Annotated in this window: 15 protein-coding genes; 3 read left to right on the top strand and 12 right to left on the bottom strand. The window is 60.6% G+C overall.

Translation table 11 applies throughout. The features are described from left to right. Window positions 1–81 precede the first annotated feature (81 nt). The 4 genes from I6E52_RS11425 to I6E52_RS11410 form a co-directional block, all read right to left on the bottom strand. Window positions 82–609, bottom strand: coding sequence for a hypothetical protein (locus I6E52_RS11425; RefSeq protein ID WP_307842513.1), 528 nt, complete (start codon window positions 607–609; stop codon window positions 82–84). A gap of 75 nt (window positions 610–684) precedes the next feature. Continuing rightward, the gene (locus I6E52_RS11420) at window positions 685–1,164 is read right to left on the bottom strand and encodes a GNAT family N-acetyltransferase (RefSeq protein ID WP_197157545.1); all 480 of its coding nucleotides are present in this window, start codon (window positions 1,162–1,164) and stop codon (window positions 685–687) included. Beyond that, a complete protein-coding gene (locus tag I6E52_RS11415) occupies window positions 1,161–2,159 on the bottom strand; it encodes a ribonucleotide-diphosphate reductase subunit beta (RefSeq protein WP_197107705.1) in 999 nt (332 codons plus the stop codon). Before I6E52_RS11415 ends, I6E52_RS11420 begins: the two co-directional genes overlap by 4 nt. 184 nt (window positions 2,160–2,343) lie before the next feature. Continuing rightward, window positions 2,344–4,782, bottom strand: a complete 2,439-nt coding sequence (locus I6E52_RS11410; RefSeq protein ID WP_197157543.1) for a ribonucleoside-diphosphate reductase subunit alpha — start codon at window positions 4,780–4,782, stop codon at window positions 2,344–2,346. A 248-nt stretch (window positions 4,783–5,030) separates the two neighbouring features. Here I6E52_RS11410 and I6E52_RS11405 point away from each other — a divergent pair, with 248 nt between their 5' ends. Continuing rightward, window positions 5,031–6,239 (top strand): MFS transporter, encoded by a 1,209-nt coding sequence (locus tag I6E52_RS11405; RefSeq protein ID WP_197125837.1) that lies wholly within the window; start codon window positions 5,031–5,033, stop codon window positions 6,237–6,239. Between the two features lie 76 nt (window positions 6,240–6,315). On the opposite strand, the gene I6E52_RS11400 is transcribed toward I6E52_RS11405, so the two are convergent. Genes I6E52_RS11400 through I6E52_RS11385 form a run of 4 tightly spaced genes read right to left on the bottom strand, consistent with a single transcriptional unit; the run spans window position 6,316 to window position 10,739 of the window. Then, window positions 6,316–7,314 carry an aldo/keto reductase gene (locus I6E52_RS11400; protein ID WP_197157541.1) on the bottom strand — a complete coding sequence of 333 codons (999 nt, stop codon included), beginning with the start codon at window positions 7,312–7,314 and terminating at the stop codon, window positions 6,316–6,318. 18 nt (window positions 7,315–7,332) lie between these two features. Continuing rightward, the gene (locus I6E52_RS11395) at window positions 7,333–9,216 is read right to left on the bottom strand and encodes a carbohydrate-binding domain-containing protein (protein ID WP_197157539.1); all 1,884 of its coding nucleotides are present in this window, start codon (window positions 9,214–9,216) and stop codon (window positions 7,333–7,335) included. Window positions 9,217–9,237: 21 nt separating this feature from the next. Next, window positions 9,238–10,095 carry a VTC domain-containing protein gene (locus I6E52_RS11390; RefSeq protein ID WP_197157537.1) on the bottom strand — a complete coding sequence of 286 codons (858 nt, stop codon included), beginning with the start codon at window positions 10,093–10,095 and terminating at the stop codon, window positions 9,238–9,240. Further along, complete coding sequence (locus tag I6E52_RS11385; protein ID WP_197157535.1) at window positions 10,092–10,739, bottom strand: DUF4956 domain-containing protein; 648 nt, start codon at window positions 10,737–10,739, stop codon at window positions 10,092–10,094. The genes I6E52_RS11390 and I6E52_RS11385 overlap by 4 nt, the downstream gene beginning before the upstream one ends. A 154-nt stretch (window positions 10,740–10,893) precedes the next feature. On the opposite strand from I6E52_RS11385, the gene I6E52_RS11380 reads away from it, so the two are divergent. Beyond that, window positions 10,894–11,601, top strand: coding sequence for a M50 family metallopeptidase (locus I6E52_RS11380; protein WP_197157533.1), 708 nt, complete (start codon window positions 10,894–10,896; stop codon window positions 11,599–11,601). Between the two features lie 37 nt (window positions 11,602–11,638). On the opposite strand, the gene I6E52_RS11375 is transcribed toward I6E52_RS11380, so the two are convergent. From I6E52_RS11375 to I6E52_RS11365, 3 genes are all read right to left on the bottom strand, one after another. Continuing rightward, the gene (locus I6E52_RS11375) at window positions 11,639–12,883 is read right to left on the bottom strand and encodes an FAD-dependent oxidoreductase (protein ID WP_197157531.1); all 1,245 of its coding nucleotides are present in this window, start codon (window positions 12,881–12,883) and stop codon (window positions 11,639–11,641) included. 97 nt (window positions 12,884–12,980) lie between these two features. Then, window positions 12,981–13,796 (bottom strand): alpha/beta fold hydrolase, encoded by an 816-nt coding sequence (locus tag I6E52_RS11370; protein ID WP_197157529.1) that lies wholly within the window; start codon window positions 13,794–13,796, stop codon window positions 12,981–12,983. Between the two features lie 50 nt (window positions 13,797–13,846). Next, window positions 13,847–14,059, bottom strand: a complete 213-nt coding sequence (locus I6E52_RS11365) for a hypothetical protein (RefSeq protein WP_197107727.1) — start codon at window positions 14,057–14,059, stop codon at window positions 13,847–13,849. Between the two features lie 314 nt (window positions 14,060–14,373). Here I6E52_RS11365 and I6E52_RS11360 point away from each other — a divergent pair, with 314 nt between their 5' ends. Further along, complete coding sequence (locus tag I6E52_RS11360) at window positions 14,374–15,252, top strand: DUF4349 domain-containing protein (RefSeq protein ID WP_197157527.1); 879 nt, start codon at window positions 14,374–14,376, stop codon at window positions 15,250–15,252. Here I6E52_RS11360 and I6E52_RS11355 read toward each other — a convergent pair. Next, window positions 15,249–16,289, bottom strand: a complete 1,041-nt coding sequence (locus I6E52_RS11355) for an LLM class flavin-dependent oxidoreductase (protein WP_197157524.1) — start codon at window positions 16,287–16,289, stop codon at window positions 15,249–15,251. The genes I6E52_RS11360 and I6E52_RS11355 overlap by 4 nt on opposite strands. Window positions 16,290–16,393 lie beyond the last annotated feature (104 nt).

The following is a 16,393-nucleotide window of genomic DNA, read 5'->3' as shown; positions in this document are numbered from 1 at the left end:
TAGTTGCTGCACCAAGTATCCTGTGACGAATATTCAGCGGATGCACGGCTCAGCGGCAACGCCGGAGCACGGACCTAGTACTTAGTACTCGCCGTGCGCCGCAGCTTCGAGCTCGGCCAAGTTAATGGTGCGCAGCTCACGAAGCCGTGTATCGCGGTCTTTCAGGTACTGCGGATCAGCGGTCGGAATATACGAATCGCGCAGCTTGGCGATGATGGCGGTGCCGATCTCGCTCCACGCCAATTCGCGTGCTTCATCGATAATGGCCGAAATGAGTTCGCCATCCATTGATGCTTGGCGCAGACCCTCGGCGAGTCCTGCCTGCACGGCGCGGTTGCGATCAGTGTGGGAGCCGCGAAGGAGGCGCTCGGCTTGTTCGGCGAGGTGGTCGAATTCGACGTGCACGAGACCAGCAAGCGCACCGTCGTCGTAGTCGAGGTGATCGCGGGCGGCATCCACAATAATCCGGTTTTTCACGGCCATGCGCACGGCATTACGCGCGATGAGAACGCCCTCTTCAACGACTCGTTCGATGGGGGCTTCTTCTACCGGCTCGGGCGCCTGAAACTTGCCCAAGTTAAGGCGCGGGCGCCGCCGAAAAATACTCACAGTGCAATTGTTCCGGGTTAGGTCGATGAGGGGTATCCCCCATCCGGTGCAGCTTAGATGGCGAAGCTGAACGAACTACAAATTCTTCTCATAACAGACGCTGAAAGGGATCGCTGCGTAGACGCCGAAAACATCGATTCGTTCGTAGCCAAGGCTCTCGTAGAGCGCCATTGCGGGCGTTTGGAGGTTTCCCGTCTGCAGTATCAGCGAGTGGGCATTCGCTTCACGAGCAACTGCTTCTAGCTCGAGCATCAGCCGGCGCGCTGCGCCTTTGCCACGGTGACGAGAGTCGACGAATACCTTTTTCACTTCAAACGATTGCTCGAAGGGTCGAAGGGCCGCATGACCAATCACCGTTTCTCCGTCGAGTACCAACAGCGTGTGGCTGATGTCGTTGGGCGAAACCGTCAATGCAGCTCTCACTGCAGCGCGCCCGACATCGTCAAGATCAGCCTGACGACCGGCATAAATCGCGCCCGTCTCTTCATCCATCGCCGCTCGCTGCTCGACCGCTCGCGGGTCTAACCAACCGACCCGCGCAACGGTCAGGCTCACTCGACTTTAGCTTTGGTGGTTGCCGACGCGTTGGCCTCGTACGAGGTGTTGGTCGACTCAAAGAAGTTCACGAGCTCAAGAGTGTCGTTGGCTGTCGCCATCCACTTGGCCGGGTTCGAGACCTTGTAGTGCGCCTCGAATCCGAGTTCTTCCAAACGACGGTCAGCCAAGTACTTGACGTACTGGTTGATGTAGTTGGCGTTGAGCCCGAGGATGCCGCCGGGGAGAAGGTCGTGGTTGTAGGCCTCTTCCATTTCCACAGCATCAAGAATCATCTGGCGAATTTCGTCGGCAAACTCTTCGGTTTGAATCTCGGGGTTCTCTTCGAGCACCGTGAGAATCAGGTTGATACCGAACTTGAGGTGCAGGCTTTCGTCGCGAACAACCCAGTCCATGAGCGAACCGAAGTTGCGCAGCAAGTTGCGCTGGCGGAACGACAGGGCAACCATGAAGCCCGAGTAGAACCAGATGCCTTCGAGCACCACGTTGTAGGCAACGAGGTTGCGGATGAAGTCTTGCTTGCCCTCGATGGTGTTGATGTCGAGAGTTTGCTCCGTCATGCGACGGATGTACTTCATTTCGAACTCTTCCTTGCGCGCCATGGACGGCACATCAACGTGAGAGTTGTAGGCCGCTTCACGATCGATGGGGAAAGTTTCGAGAACGTACTCGAAGCTCATGCAGTGGTTAGCTTCTTCCCACATCTGCTTCGCGAGGTACAGCGAGCACTCTGCGGCAGAAACGTAGGGGTACACACCGAAGGCGAGTGCCTTGTTGACGAGCAGCTCATTCGGGTTGAAGTAACTCATGAGGAACGTCACCGCGTGACGCTCTTCATCAGTCATCTTCTTGAAGTCGGCGATGTCTTCGCCCAACTGGATCTCGTTAGGGAACCAGGTGTTAGCGACGGCCTGGTCGTACAGGTCCATAGCCCATTGGTACTTAATTGGCTTCAGCAGGAGGCCGTCTTGCAGGCCTGTACCTAGAATTCCCATTCCGGTGACTTCTTCTTTCTCGATTGGTGCTCGATGTGGGTGATGGGGAACACGACGGTGTGGTGTCGTGTTCCCCGGGGGAGGTTAGTGAGTAGCCGCTCTTACTGGCAGCTGTCGCACTGCAGGTCGTCCATAGGGTCGACCGGTACGAAGTAGTCCTCAACGGTATTTTCGCGGTTCATAATTACTCTGCCTTCTTTGCGAATCCGCCGAAACCTCGGCGTGCGGGAGCTGCGCCCGCGGTTGATGTGGATGCCGTGGCTGTTGCAGCCTTGCTCGACGAAATTTCTTCTGACTTGTTGACCTTCACCGTGGACTGTTCTGCCTGGTGGCGGGGCTTCATGTGCAGGTAGTAGGTGGTCTTGACGCCGCGCGACCACGCGTCAAAGTAGATGTCCATCATGTCGCCGAGGTCACGCGTCTCGAGATACATGTTGCGGCTGATGGACTGGTCGATCCATTTCTGGGCACGAGCGGCAACCTCAAGGAAGGCATACGGCGAGAGCTGGAAGCTCGTCTTGAAAACAGCCTTGATGTCGTCCGGGATGCCGGCAACGTTCTGGATGTCGCCCTGGCTACGAAGGATGGCTTCGCGGTTCTTTTCCCACAGTCCGTGCTCTTGAAGAGTCGCCACGAGGTTGCGGTTCACTTCGAGGAACTTGCCGTTCGAGGTCGAGCGGCTGAAGATTTGCGAGAACTGCGGGTCGAGGCCGGGCGTGGTGCCCGCAACGAGACCAATGGATGCGGTGGGGGCGATCGCCATGAGCGTTGCGTTACGCATTCCGCCCTTGACCTTCTCGCGCATGGCATCCCAGTCGAGGCGAGTCTTGCGGTTGACCTTGATCTCGATTCCACGGTCTTCTTCGGTGAGCGCGATGGAGTCGAGTGGCACGAGGCCCTTCGACCATCCGCTGCCTTCGAAGTTCGTGTACGCGCCACGCTCTTTCGCGAGCTCAGTGCTGGCGTCGATCGCGGCGTAGGAAACGTGCTCCATGATTTCGTCGATGAGGTCGTAGGCCTCTTCGCTCTCGTAGCTGTAGCCGAGCTTCTCGATGATGTCAGTGAAGCCCATCACTCCGAGACCAACAGCACGGTTCTGCTCGTTGGAGAAGTCTGCTTCTTTCACACTGGAGCGCGTGATGTCGATGAGGTTGTCGAGCTGGCGTACGGCCAGTCGGGCGCTCTCAGCGATCTTCGCAAAGTCGACTCCGCCTTCGGGGAGAAGGTGACGCGACAGGTTGATCGACGCAAGGTTGCAGACGGAGACGTTGTCTTCATCCTGCGGGAGCGTGATTTCGGTGCAAAGGTTGGAGAGGTGGATCGTGCCCGTGTTGTTGTTGAGCGCACGGTTGTTGATCGTGTCTTTCCAGGTCAGCCACGGGTGGCTGGAGGTCTGCAAGGAGATGAGGATCGACTTGAACTGCTCGCGAGCACCGATCTTCTTGAACATGTGCATTTCGCCGGCCTCAGCCATCGCAACATATTCGTTGTAGCGCTCGGAGAATGCCTTACCGTACAGCTCGTTGAGGTCCGCAACTTCGAGCGGGTCGAAGAGGTACCACGCGTCGTCGTTTTGAACGCGCTTCATGAACTCGTCGCTGATCCAGACGGCCGTGTTGGCGGTGCGGGTGCGGCGGTAAGGGTCACCGGAGTTGCTGCGGAGTTCGAGGAACTCCGGGAAGTCCATGTGCCAGTTCTCCATGTAGAAGCAGAGGGCGCCGAACTTCTTGCCACCGCGGCTGACCGCACGCAAGATCGAGTCGATCGTGTGCATGAACGGGATGGGACCGGTAGAGGTCGTGTTGTTCGAGCGGATGGGCGAGCCCTGGGCGCGAAGCTTGGTGACCGACAGGCCGATTCCGCCGGTGCCCTTGGTGAGCCACATGACATCGCGCGTCGTCTTGGCGATGTGCTCCATGTCGTCTTGCATTTCCATGACGAAGCAGTTGGCGAGCTGCGGGTAGATCGTTCCCGCGTTCACGAGAGTGGAGCCAGCAGCCAAGTACTCGAGGCTGGACATTTTTTCGTAGAACTTGAGGGCAGCCTCATTGGGGTTCGCTTCGTTGAGCGAGAGACCCATCGCGATGCGCATCCAGAAGTACTGCGGCACCTCAAGGGCGTCGCCGTTGCGACCCTTGATGCCGTAGCGATTGTTGAGCGTAACAACACCGATGTACTTGAGCAGCTCATCGTGAGCGGGCTCAAGGTGCTCAGCGAGAGCATCCAAGTCGAACATGCTCGTGAGGCGCGGGTCGAGGAGGCCTTCTTCTACGCCACGGATGACGTTGGGGCCGAAGTGCTCTTTGTGCAGGCGCTTGAGGTCAGCAGCGTCGGAGTAGTCACCGAGAACGCGCTTGTAGATGGTCTTGAGAAGAAGACGGGCAGCGACAGTGTCGAAGGCCGGGTCGTCTTTTACGTTTTGGAGGGCGACCTGAATGACCGCTTCGTCGAGCTGCTGCGTTGTGATGCCGTCAAACAGCGTCAACTCAAGCTCGGACGCGATCTGAGTGACCCACGTGATGTTGTCGTCGAGGCCAGTGGCGGCATCTTCGATTGCGAGGTTGATCTTGTTGGCGTCATACGGCTCTCGCGTACCGTTGCGCTTGACGACTGTGATTGCCACAAAAACTCCCTAAAATCCCCATAAAACCTCGAAAACCGCGACCCCCGGCCAAGCGGTCTCACCACTATATATCGTGGGTGCCACCTCTCGCCAACCCTAGATGTAGTGGGCGTGTCCTCCACAGGTGTGGATAACTTCGCGGGGTTTTCCACAGCCTAGGGATAACCACTGACACCCTAAAATTCCTTATGAAACCAGCAATCGGCGGCACGGATGAGGCCCAATTCGACGGCTAAGCTGGAGTTCTTGTGAACGCATACATCGACCTGTTGAAAACTCCGGGCATCGCCAGAATCATCGCAGCGCAGCTCACCGCGCGACTGCCTGGCGGAATGCTCTCGTTGGCGATCCTTCTTCACGTCGAACAGATCCACAATTCTTACGGCGCTGCCGGCCTCGTGCTTGCCGCAACGAGTATCGGGCAGGGTATTGCCGGCCCGCTCACGAGCCGCTGGATGGGCATTTGGGGAATGCGCAAAGTGCTCATCCTCACCCTCATTGTCTCGGCCGCCGCCATCTTTACCATCGCGCTGGTTCCTCTCAGCGTCGGCATGTTCATGGTCGTGGGGCTCATTGCCGGCCTCAGCAACCCGCCAGTGCAACCCGCCGTGCGCACGATCTACCCCAAAATGGTGAACTCCAAGCAGCTCACTCCCCTCTTCTCGCTTGACGCCTCGGCGCAAGAGATCATTTGGGTTGCCGGGCCAGTAGTGGCAACCTTCCTCGCTATTCAGATTTCGACGACCACAGCGATCGTTGTCGCTGGCGCGTTCCTGCTCGGCGGAGGCGCGTGGTTCATCGCAAGCCCCGAAGTCGGCCAGGTGCGCATCCCGCGCAGCAAGCGCTCCTTCGGAACCGTGCTGCGTCGTCCCCCCGTGATGTTGGCGACCATCACCGGCTTCCTGCTCGTCGGCGCCGCAGCAGCAGTCGAGGCATCCGTAGTGTCAGTGTTTGGTCACGACGGGCCGCAAGCAGGTTTCGTGCTGGGCATCTGGGCGATTGGCTCACTCTTCGGCGGCCTCTTCCTCGGGCACTTGCCCATCGGCCCCTGGGCACTCGCCCGCCGCATGTTCATTGTGTTCGTCGGCATGGCGCTCGCCATGTTCAGCCTCAACTTCTGGTGGCTCTCCATCACCCTGCTCATCGCGGGCATCGGCATCGCCCCCGCCTTCGCCGTCATCTTTGCGATAGTGTCTGCCAGCGTGAAATTCAGCGATACCGCTGAAGCGTACGGCTGGGTCGGCACCGGCCAATTGATCGGGGCAGCCCTCGGTTCCGCCGTCGCCGGCTTCCTCATCGACGCCTATGGCCCCATCGGTGGATTCTGGGCTGCCACCGTCATTGCCGCTCTCGGAGTGCTTGTTCCCACCGTCTTGCGCGGCTGGCACCCCGACCTGCGCGGCAAAGACGCGAGCCCCATCCCCGACACTGAGCCCATCAGCACCCTGCGTCAATAAGCAGCACGTTAGGCGCGCACGTTAGGCGATATCACCAGGCGTGCACGCGCGCAACGGGCGAATTGTTGTGCTCGTACTACCAGCGCGGATGCACGGCCGCGCGAAAGTGGCGGTCGTAGATGTCGCGCACGCCGGCCATGAAACCCTCGCTCAACTCCGGCACTTCGCCGGCACCAGCATTGGACTGGGCCTGCGCCACATTCCGGGCGCCCGGAATAACGGAGCTGACGCCAGGCTGCTGAGCAACCCAAGCGAGAGCAACCTGCGGGGTAGAGAAATCAGCAACGGCAGGCTCGGCGGCGAGCAGCGCCGCGAACTCCCCCGCGGCCGCAACACCGGTCTCGAAGTCGACGCCCGAGAAGGTCTCGCCCACATCAAACGCTTCACCATTGCGGTTATAGGTGCGGTGATCATTCTCCGCAAACGTCGTGTCGACGCGGTACTTGCCACTGAGCAAACCGGAGGCCAGCGGCACCCGCGCGATGATTCCGACGCCAGCATCGAGCGCAGCAGGTACGACGGCATCCAGCGGCTTGAGGCGGAACGCATTGAGGATAATTTGCACGGTTGCAACATGGGGGCGGGCGATGGCGGCGAGCGCCTCATCCGCAGTCTCAACGCTCACACCGTAGGCCGCGATGGCACCCTCAGCGACGAGAGTGTCGAGGTCGTCGAAGACAGCATCCATGCTGAAGACCGCGGTGGGTGGGCAGTGCAATTGCACGAGATCGAGGGTCTCGGTGCCGAGATTGCGGCGCGAGCGGTCGGTCCATTCGCGGAACTTGGGGAGTGTGAAGTTGCTCGGGTCTTGGGCTTCGCGACGGCCCATCTTGGTGGCGACCGTAATGTCGAGCTCTGGGCGATCGGCGAGATAGCCGCCAATGAGCGATTCGCTTCGGCCATCGCCGTAGACGTCGGCGGTGTCAAAGAAGGTGACTCCCCCAGTGACAGCGGCATCGAGGACGCCGCGGGCATCCGCCTCGCTCACGTCACCCCAGTCAGCACCAAGTTGCCACGTGCCAAGACCGATTGCGGAAACAGAGCGGCCCGTGCGGCCGAGAGTGCGAATATCCATGGGATAACGCTACGCCCTCTAGCGGTCGGTCGGCTCGTCTCCGCCGGGTGCGCGGCGCTCGGGACGATCATCAGCATCGGTGCCTGAGCTTGTGCCTGACCTGGCGCCTGACCTGTCTCCCGAAACGCTGCCCGCAGGATCTTCGCCGCCGATCGCCGTCGAGACGAGGGTAGCCACTGAGTAGTCCCCCGCGTGTGCAAAGCCGCCAAGGATGATGTCGCCCACGGTGCCGTCGGTGTAAGCGTCGTAGCTTGCCCCAGCCACAACGACGTCAGAGCTAAAGACGATCGACTGCGTGGTCTTCAGGGTGGTGAAGGCCGCCACCGCATTGCCAGCGCTATCGACGAGAGTTACCACGGTGTCCGCGGGGAGGTCTGTATCGAATGTGAACGAGACAGTGGCCTGTTCGGATTCGGCATCCGGAGCTTCGGCCATTGCCGAGCTCCCTGCCGCAAGAAGTGTTCCGCCCGAGATAGTGAACGTGCTGTCGGTATCGAGTGCGCCATTACGGCTATCAGTGGTTCCCGTCACCACAATTGTTCCCCCCTCAATGCGAGCCACACCGTTCACGTCAATACCGTCGCTGCCAGAATCGATCAGGATCTCACCGCCGGTGATCAGCAACTTATTCGTGCTGGCGACGGCTTGCTCGGCCTCTGCCGCAGCACGGTCAGCCTCCTCATCAACTGGAGCATCCGCCGACGACACATTAATGCCATCGTCACTCGCCGTGACGTCAATGAAACCGCCCGAAATCGTGACGGCCTGACCTTCAATGCCCTCAGCACTCTGCGTAATGAGTAACGTTCCGTCGCTGATGTAAGCGGTGCCCTCAGCGTGGAAGCCGTCGTCACCGGTCGCGAGCGTAATGTCGCCCGAAGCGAGGTGAATGGCGCCGTCGGAGTGCACCGCGTCATCCGAAGAATCGACGGTCATGCTAGCGCCCTCGAGCACGGTGAAGTCACCCGATTTGAGTCCCTTCGACGACACATCAGGATCGGCGAGAACAGCCGCTCCACCACCGGACACGACAGCGAGAGAACCACCAGACACCACCAGATCAGTTTCTGCCTGCACACCATCGCCCGCGGCATCCACGACCACAATGCCTGCCGTGATCGCAATGAAACCGCGGGTTTCTTCGTCTTCGTTGTCAGCTTTGAGTCCGTCGCCGCCCGCCGTGACCGTGACGTCGCCGCCCTGAATGACAAGGTAATCCTTGCCACGGATGCCGTCATCAACGGCGTCGACAGTGATGCTTCCGGAGTCGATCGTGAGCCCATCGGAGCTCGCGATCGCATCGTTCGCGTTGCCCGTGACGGTCAGCGAGCCATCGCCCCAGATGAGGAGGTCAGTGCTGCTAGACAGAGCCGCGCCTGCCTCAGCGTCATCCGCGTAAGCGCTCGTGTCGCTGAGGGAGTTGGCGCTGCCACTCGCTAGAGCAATCTGTGCCTCATCCGCCGCCGCGAAATGGATCGCGGCCGTCGTGGAGCTGGAGATATCGGCACCATCGAGCACAAGACGCACAATGCCCTCGTCGGCAGTATCGACGACGATCTGGCCATCGTCGAGAGTTCCACCAAGCACGTACGTACCCGCCGTTGTAATGGTGATGGTGCTGCCCTCAATCAGGGCACCGGCACCGCTGGCGATCGCCGTCGACCCCTGCAAAGCGATCGACACCGCCTGCGCCACGTTGTAGTCAAAGTCGGTGGATGCCGTGGGCTCCGTGTCGTTCGCTGCCATGATCTGTTCGGCATTTTGCGTCGCGTCAAAACCCAGCGCCCCCACCGCGGCCGTCTCAGCAGCGGTGTCGCTGAAGGCCGTAGCGGAGCATCCGGCCAGTACCACTGTTAACACAATCGTGGACAGGCTGGCGGCGACGAGCTTCGACTTTCTCACGGCATCCTTAGGGTGGGGCAGTTAGGCCGCGAGAACCGAGGCCGCGTCTTGCGCTTCAAGCGCGGGAGCGAAGTGGCGGCGCAATACGCGCGCCCACCGGTTGTTGGGAAGTTCTGGTCGCAACGCAGCGAGCCCTGTCGCAAACTTGGAGATGCGGTCGGGACGGTGCCCCATCCGCCACAGGATGCGGTCAACCTCGCTGGCCTGGCCTGACGACTTCGTTTCCACAATCACGGTGTCGGCAAACGACAGTTCGGAAGTGCCGAACTCAGCATCGTCGAACTCGGAGCTGGCGTGCTCGTCGGCAGCGTGCTCGTCGGCGGCGGTGCGCTGCCAGGCGAGTGAACTGTCGATCGTGCAGCGGCTACCACTGGCCGGCAAGAACAGGGTAGTGCGGGTGTAGCGGGTGGTGAGCACCGGCTCCATCGCCTCCGTGTCGATTCCTTCGACCGAAGCGTCGTGCAGCAGTTCGTCGATGTAGCCACGACCAGCCTCAGTGAGGTGGTCGCGCTCGTCGAAGCTGTACGGCAGTCGCTGCTTCGCGGTCGTTCCGCGTGACCCCTTGGTCTTGACCTCGAGGTAGCAGTCGCCGGTGTCCATGTAGCTGCGAGTGCGGGCCTTGAAGCGGCGACGACGCGGGTGGGCCGCCAGCAGGTAACTGTCGGCCTCCGGAGTGTCAAAGTACACGGATTCGTAGTCGAAGTGCTGATGACCGTCGATCTCCAGCACGCGAGCCTGGTCTTCAAGCTCGGCGAGCAGGGCGGCCAGATCGGATGCCGGAACCAGATACTTGCGGTCAACACGCGTCAGAAGAGAGGCCCGTTCCGCCAGCTCGTCGAGGGAGATCGTGGCGAAGCGCTCGGTGTCGGGGGTAGTCATCGGTTCGCTCCTTCCAGAAGCTCTGACGCGGTGGCGGGTGTGGTGTTGCCGGTGACGTGAGCGCCGCCAGTGATCCGGTAGCGAACATCCACCACAGTGGTGTCGTTGACAAGGTCAAGCTTGTTGATCGTGACCGAGTGCACTCGAGCACCGAGAAGGTTCTCGAGACGGAGTCGCAGGGTGGACTCGTCGGCAATCGCAGAGTCCAATGTCACCGTCTGCTGGCGGTACGCACGGAAGAGTCCCGGGTGATCACCGAAGGTCATCACCAGCAGAAGCATGCCCATGAGGGCGGGTGCTACGAAACTCGCGAGCGTTGTTGCAGAGGTCGTGTCGGCCGAGAGATCGGCGGCGCCCAGCCCTGCGATGAGGCCGAGAGCGAGGGCTGCGAAGTAGTAAGCAACCTCGTGCTGCGCGATTTCAGACGAACGCAGACGGATGATGGAGAGCACTCCAAAGAGACCAAGACCGAGACCAACGCCCACTGCACTATCGGCGAGCATGACCGTGACGGCCATAACGCCAACGTTCACGATGAGGTAGGCCACGAGCAAGTCGCGGCGGCGGTGACGCGGGAAGTACAGAGCGAAGGTGAGAAGGCCGATAGCGACAAGGTCGAGGGCGATCATGGTGAGTTGGCTCATTGTGGGACTCCAGGTTGGTGCGAGATGTAGTCGCGCTTTCACGCTGGTACCCATTGAGCCCGAGAACCCTATGGGGTTTCTATGAACGGACTTCGCGCGGCGTGGGAGTCTGAAGATGGCTCGCAATGCCCAGTGCAGGTGAGAGAATTCGACAATGGATGCCCTCCTCGACTCCCTCGCCCGCACAACGCCCGTCGACATTTCGCCGACCCTGCTGATTGTGATCGTGGCCGCCGCAGCCGTGCTGAGCATCCCGCAGCCCATCTGGAAGTGGTTCGGACTCTTCACGACCCTTGTGCACGAACTCGGGCATGCCGTTGGCGCCATACTGACCGGTCGCTTCGTTCACGGCATGAAGATTCGCATGAACCATTCGGGCGAAGCCGTCAGTAGCGGTCGCGGCAAACTCGGCTCCGTGATCAGCGGATCGCTCGGTTATCCGGCACCCGCAATCGTCGGAGCCGTGCAACTCTGGTGCGTCACCCAGGGCTACACCGCGATGGCCCTATTCGTGGGCGGCATCATTTTGGTGCTCACCCTGCTGGTTATCCGCAACCTCTTCGGCTTCCTTGTCGTGGCGGTATCCGCTGCCGCGAGCGCCGCCCTCTGGGTATGGGCAACTCCAGAACAGCAGAGCTACGTACTGCTGATCATCGCCATTGCGCTGCTCGTGGGAAGCGTGCGCGGCCTCGCCACCGTGATCGGTGTGCACACCCGTCGCCGCGATCAACTGAACACCTCAGACGCGTACTTGCTCTTCAAGCGCACCGGAGTGCCATCCATTTTCTGGTTGCTCGTGTTTGCTGCACTCATCGGCGCCAGCGTGGTCTGGGCCGTCACCATGGTGCTCGAAACGTACTAGCCGCGGTCGCGCCGCGTTTACCGCGGCAACGCAGCGTTTAGCGTGGCAGCAGAATGCCGCGCGCGATACGTTCCGGGCGGAACCCATAGCCGACGATCCTCGCCAAGACAGGACGAAGGCGCGGCAAAACCACCGCGATCACGAAGCGTTCGCGCAGCCGTGGTGGGTTGTGCAGAACGACTCCACTTGTCGCGCGATTGATGAGCCGGTGAGCACCCCGTTGCATGCGCTGCATGAGCGCGGTCGGAAGCGCACGGCGACGCTGAACCGCAGCACATGCCGCATCGATCGCTGCGGCATCCGTTCCCTTGGTACGCAGTGCGGGAACCAGGATGTTCGCGAGAGCAACAGCATCCTGAATCGCGTAGTTGATACCCACACCGAACGCGGGCGACATGGCATGGGCGGCATCCCCGATGCACAGCGCGCCAGGAACCGACCATTCGTGCAAGCGGTTGATCTGCACCGACAGCAATTTCACATCGTCGAAGCTGCCGATCTCGGCCGTGACTTCGGTGAGACGCGGGGCGATGCTCGCGATCTTGTGGCGGAAGGCCTCGATGCCTGCCGTCTGAAATTCAGGAAAAGTGCCCTTGCGGATAAGGAGCCCGCACTGAAAATAGCCGGGCCGCGGAATCGTCACGAGGGCCGAACCACCCCGAATGTTCGCCAACGTGTCCGGCATCGGCGCCGTTGGTCGTGGCACCCGAAACCACAGCACATCAATGGGAACACCGTAGTCACTGGGCACTAAGCCGAGAGAGTCACGCACAGCAGAATCGCGCCCATCAGCGGCTACCGTGAGCGCCGCCGTGACGCGCAAGGGGCCATCAGGCGTGCTCGCCTCGACACCGACTACTCGGCCGTTTTCCTGAATTTCCGAATGCGCGGTCGCCTCAAGCACCAACCGGAACGAAGGTTGTGTGCGCGCTTCCTCAGCGAGCAGAGTCAGCAGATCCCACTGCGGCATAAGCGTGACATAGCGATGCGGGGCGGGCAGGGTAGTGAAATCAACCGCCTTCAGCCGAATGCCGTCAATGACCGCATCGAGGCTAGACAGTTCGCTGTGGTCAATTGCTTTCGCCTGAGCGCCAATGCCCAACTGATCGAGCAGATTCAGCGTGGACGGGTGAACAGTGTCACCACGAAAGTCCCGCAGAAAGTCGGCGTGTTTCTCCAGCACCACGACGTCAACCCCGGCTCGGGCGAGGATCAGGCCGGCCGCGATTCCCGCAGGGCCGCCGCCCGCAATGCACACGGTGGTTTCAAGTTGCTGGGTCATGAGACTTCCCTCCGTTGCCCTCCAACGGTACTCCGCCGTCGCTCAGGTCGGCCAGACCGCTAACGAGAGCTGACGCTGCGGAGCTAATGCTCGCTCTCTAGGAAAGCTGATGCCCCGCATCGAGCACGGAGACGAGACGCTTAGCTAAACGCCGGCGCAGTATGTGATCGTTCGCTTCTACGCGGTGCATGGTGACGTGTCTCATCTGTTCGATGATGCGCATCGTTCCGGGGGCGATGAACTGATCGAGCGAACCATAGATCACATCGATTGGCACCCGCACTGCGGCAATATCGCTCACCGTCGTTTGCGTTTCAATGCAGTTTTGGAGGCTCAATCCGAAGGCGCGCCAATTGCGCTCGGAGACGTCGAGGATGTCATCGATTTGAAAGAGCCGACCAACCGTTTCGGCCGTGGCCATCGTGAACTCTTTGTTAGCACGCAAGAATTCGTAGGCGCGCATGTAGGCGCCCACGCGCGCACGAATCAGGGGGTCGCCGATCTGACTCGGCGGAACATAGATGGGCGGGCTCACCAGCACGAGCCTGCTCACTTTGCTCGGGTGGGCTGCGGCATAGCGGGCCGCGAGAAGACTCCCGAGAGAATGCCCGACCAAAATGAAGGGGGCATCCAGTTTGAGGGAATGGATCGTGGCACGGATCGAATCGACGTGGTCTTCGATCGTGAAATTCGAGTCAGCGGGGCTCGGCGACTCGCCAAATCCTAAGAGGTCGAACGAGATGCAGCGGTAATGATCCGACAGCTGCGGAATGACGTGCGCGAATGTCGCCGCCGATGAGGCGATTCCGTGAAGAAAGATAATCACGGGGCCATCGCCCTCATCGGCGACGATATTCAAGAGGGGCGCTCGTGACGGCAGAATCCTGCGTCGAAGCGCGCCCCATAAGTTCATGGCCCTAGTATCCCAGCCTTAGAGGCGCGGATGCGGGACCAGAGCACAAATTAGCGAAGGTCTTCTTTGTATTCGTTCTTCGCTTTCGTGGCTTCACTCTCGGCTTTCGCCCGCTCGAGGTCCGCTTCGGCCTTCGACACTTCGGCGTCAGCTTCGACCTGATCGGCGGCGTCGCTCACGCGTTCCTTGGTGTCATCGACGAATTCGCCTACCTTCTTGGCAGTGGCTTCGCCGGCATCCTTTGCGTTATCAATGAGACCCATGATTCCTCCTTGTGTTGGTAATCCGCGTCTTTCTGTGCCCCTGATCGAGGCACTATTTCACGATACCCACGCGGTGAGAGCAGGGTCATATTTTCCATGGAACACCAAGAGTGCTCCCAGATGACGTCAAGGTCACGATCATGCCTCACTCACTCTGCGCACGGTAACAATCCGGGTGTGACGCCCCAATCGTGACAAACGTTGGGTAGTTTTTCGCCATTGTTCAGCCCACCATGGAAACCATGAGGCGAACACTATTCATCACCACAGCAATAGCACTTTCCGCTCTAACCCTGTCGGGATGTTCGGCAGGGATGAGCGACACATCCACGAGTGAGTCGCAAGAGTTTCTTGTGGATCAGGTGGATGCCGGAAGCTCCGGCGACTCGACCGTTCTGGACCAGGGCGCACCCGCCGCCGACGGCGCACTCGTCAGCGAATCGGACATTAGCCGCGAGGTCATCACCACGGGCTACATGTCCGTGATCGTGAAAACGCCCGCAGAGGCCACCGCCGAGGCGATTCGCATTACCGAATCCGTCGGTGGTCGCGTCGACGCCCGCAACGAATACGCCCCGTCGGAGCACAGCGGCGGAAGTTCGACGTTGACGCTGCGTATTCCGGCATCCGATCTCACCGCCACTCTCGACAAGTTCACGGATCTCGGTGAGCTGCAGGAGGTATCGACCAACGCGGTCGACGTCACGATGCAATCGCAGGACCTTGAGGCTCGCATCACCGCACTTGAGGCATCCGTCGACCGTTTGCTGGCGCTGCTCACCACAGCAGATGACACCGACACGCTCATTCAGCTGGAGACCGCAATCTCCAGTCGCCAGGGCGAGCTGGAGAGCCTGAAGTCACAAAAGCGCTACTTCGACGATCAGGTCGCGATGTCCACGTTGACGCTCAGTTTGGTGTCTGAGGCCGAAGCGCCGAGTGTCGAGCCCGGCAACTTCTTCGACGGACTCAGTGCAGGCTGGGCCGCTCTCGTCGCGTTCTTCTCCGGGCTGCTGGTGCTCGTGGGCGTCCTGCTCCCGTGGATCATCTTCCTCGCCATCATCGCCGCAATCATCGTGATGATCGTGCGATTTGCCCTCCGCAGCCGTCGCGTCAGCCCGGTGTCTGCCACGACTCTCCCGGCCGCTCCGGAGTCTGGCGAGGAGCCGGCTGAGGAGCCGAAGGTCGACTAAGCCTTTTCCGCCAGCAGTTCCCGCACCCGAGGAATGACCTCGGTGGCATACAACTCAATACTGCGCATCATGCGTTCGTGAGGCAGGGTTCCTGCGCTGTACTTCATGTCGAATCGCTGGATGCCGAGAGCAGAGATAGTGTTCGCTATCTTCTGCGCTACGGTTTCCGGCGATCCGGCATACATGGAGCCGTGCTTCACTTCGCCGATGAACTCATCAACGCTCGACTCGGGCCAGCCACGGTCGCGACCGATGCGGTCACGCATGGTCTTGTAGTGCGGCCACATCTCCTCGACGACCTTGTCGTCGGATTCAGTGATGTAGCCGGGCGAGTGAACAGCAATCGGCAGGTCGGGTTGCCCCAACTCGGCCAGCGCGTTGTGAAAGAGCTGCGCGTAGGGAGCAAAACGCTCGGGCTGGCCGCCGATGATGGCCAGCACCAACGGCATCCCGTAGCGGGCCGCGCGCACGACGGACTCGGGGCTTCCGCCGACACCGATCCAGGTCTTGAGCGAGCCCGATTCGGTGCGCGGAAAGACTTCTTGGTTCTTCAGCCCGGCGCGCAGAGTGCCTGACCACGTAACCGGCTCTTCCTTGATGAGCTCGGAGAACAGGTCGAGCTTTTCGGAGAAGAGCGTCTCGTAGTCGGCAAGGTTGTACCCAAAGAGCGGGAACGACTCGGTGAAAGAGCCGCGACCGAGGATAATCTCCGCGCGGCCGTTCGACAGGGCATCCACGGTGGCAAAACGTTCGTAGACGCGCACGGGGTCATCAGAGCTCAAGACTGTGACGGCCGAGCCCAGCTGGATGTTCGTGGTTGCGGCAGCGAGCGCGCCGAGCACGGTTTCGGGGGCGGTGATCGCAAAGTCGTCGCGATGGTGCTCGCCCACACCGAAGTAATCGATGCCGAGCTTGTCAGCCAGCACGCCCTCGGCCACCACATTGCGGATGACCTGCGCCTGGCTGAGCGGCGCGCCATTCTCATCTACCGTGACGTCGCCAAATGTGCCGAGTCCAAACTGAACCTGCTGATTCACGAGCTCCCTTTCGCTGAGACGCCGATCGCGTCTGTAGGCAAAACCGTAGTCGGGCATCCGCTATTCCACGATTCTGGGGCAGGCACCCGCCAGATGGCGGTGGG

The sequence above is a fragment of the Salinibacterium sp. NG253 genome (assembly GCF_015864945.1).
GTDB lineage: Bacteria > Actinomycetota > Actinomycetes > Actinomycetales > Microbacteriaceae > Rhodoglobus.
Note: the sequence above shows the minus strand (reverse complement) of the source record. Positions and strands in the feature narration are given on the sequence as shown.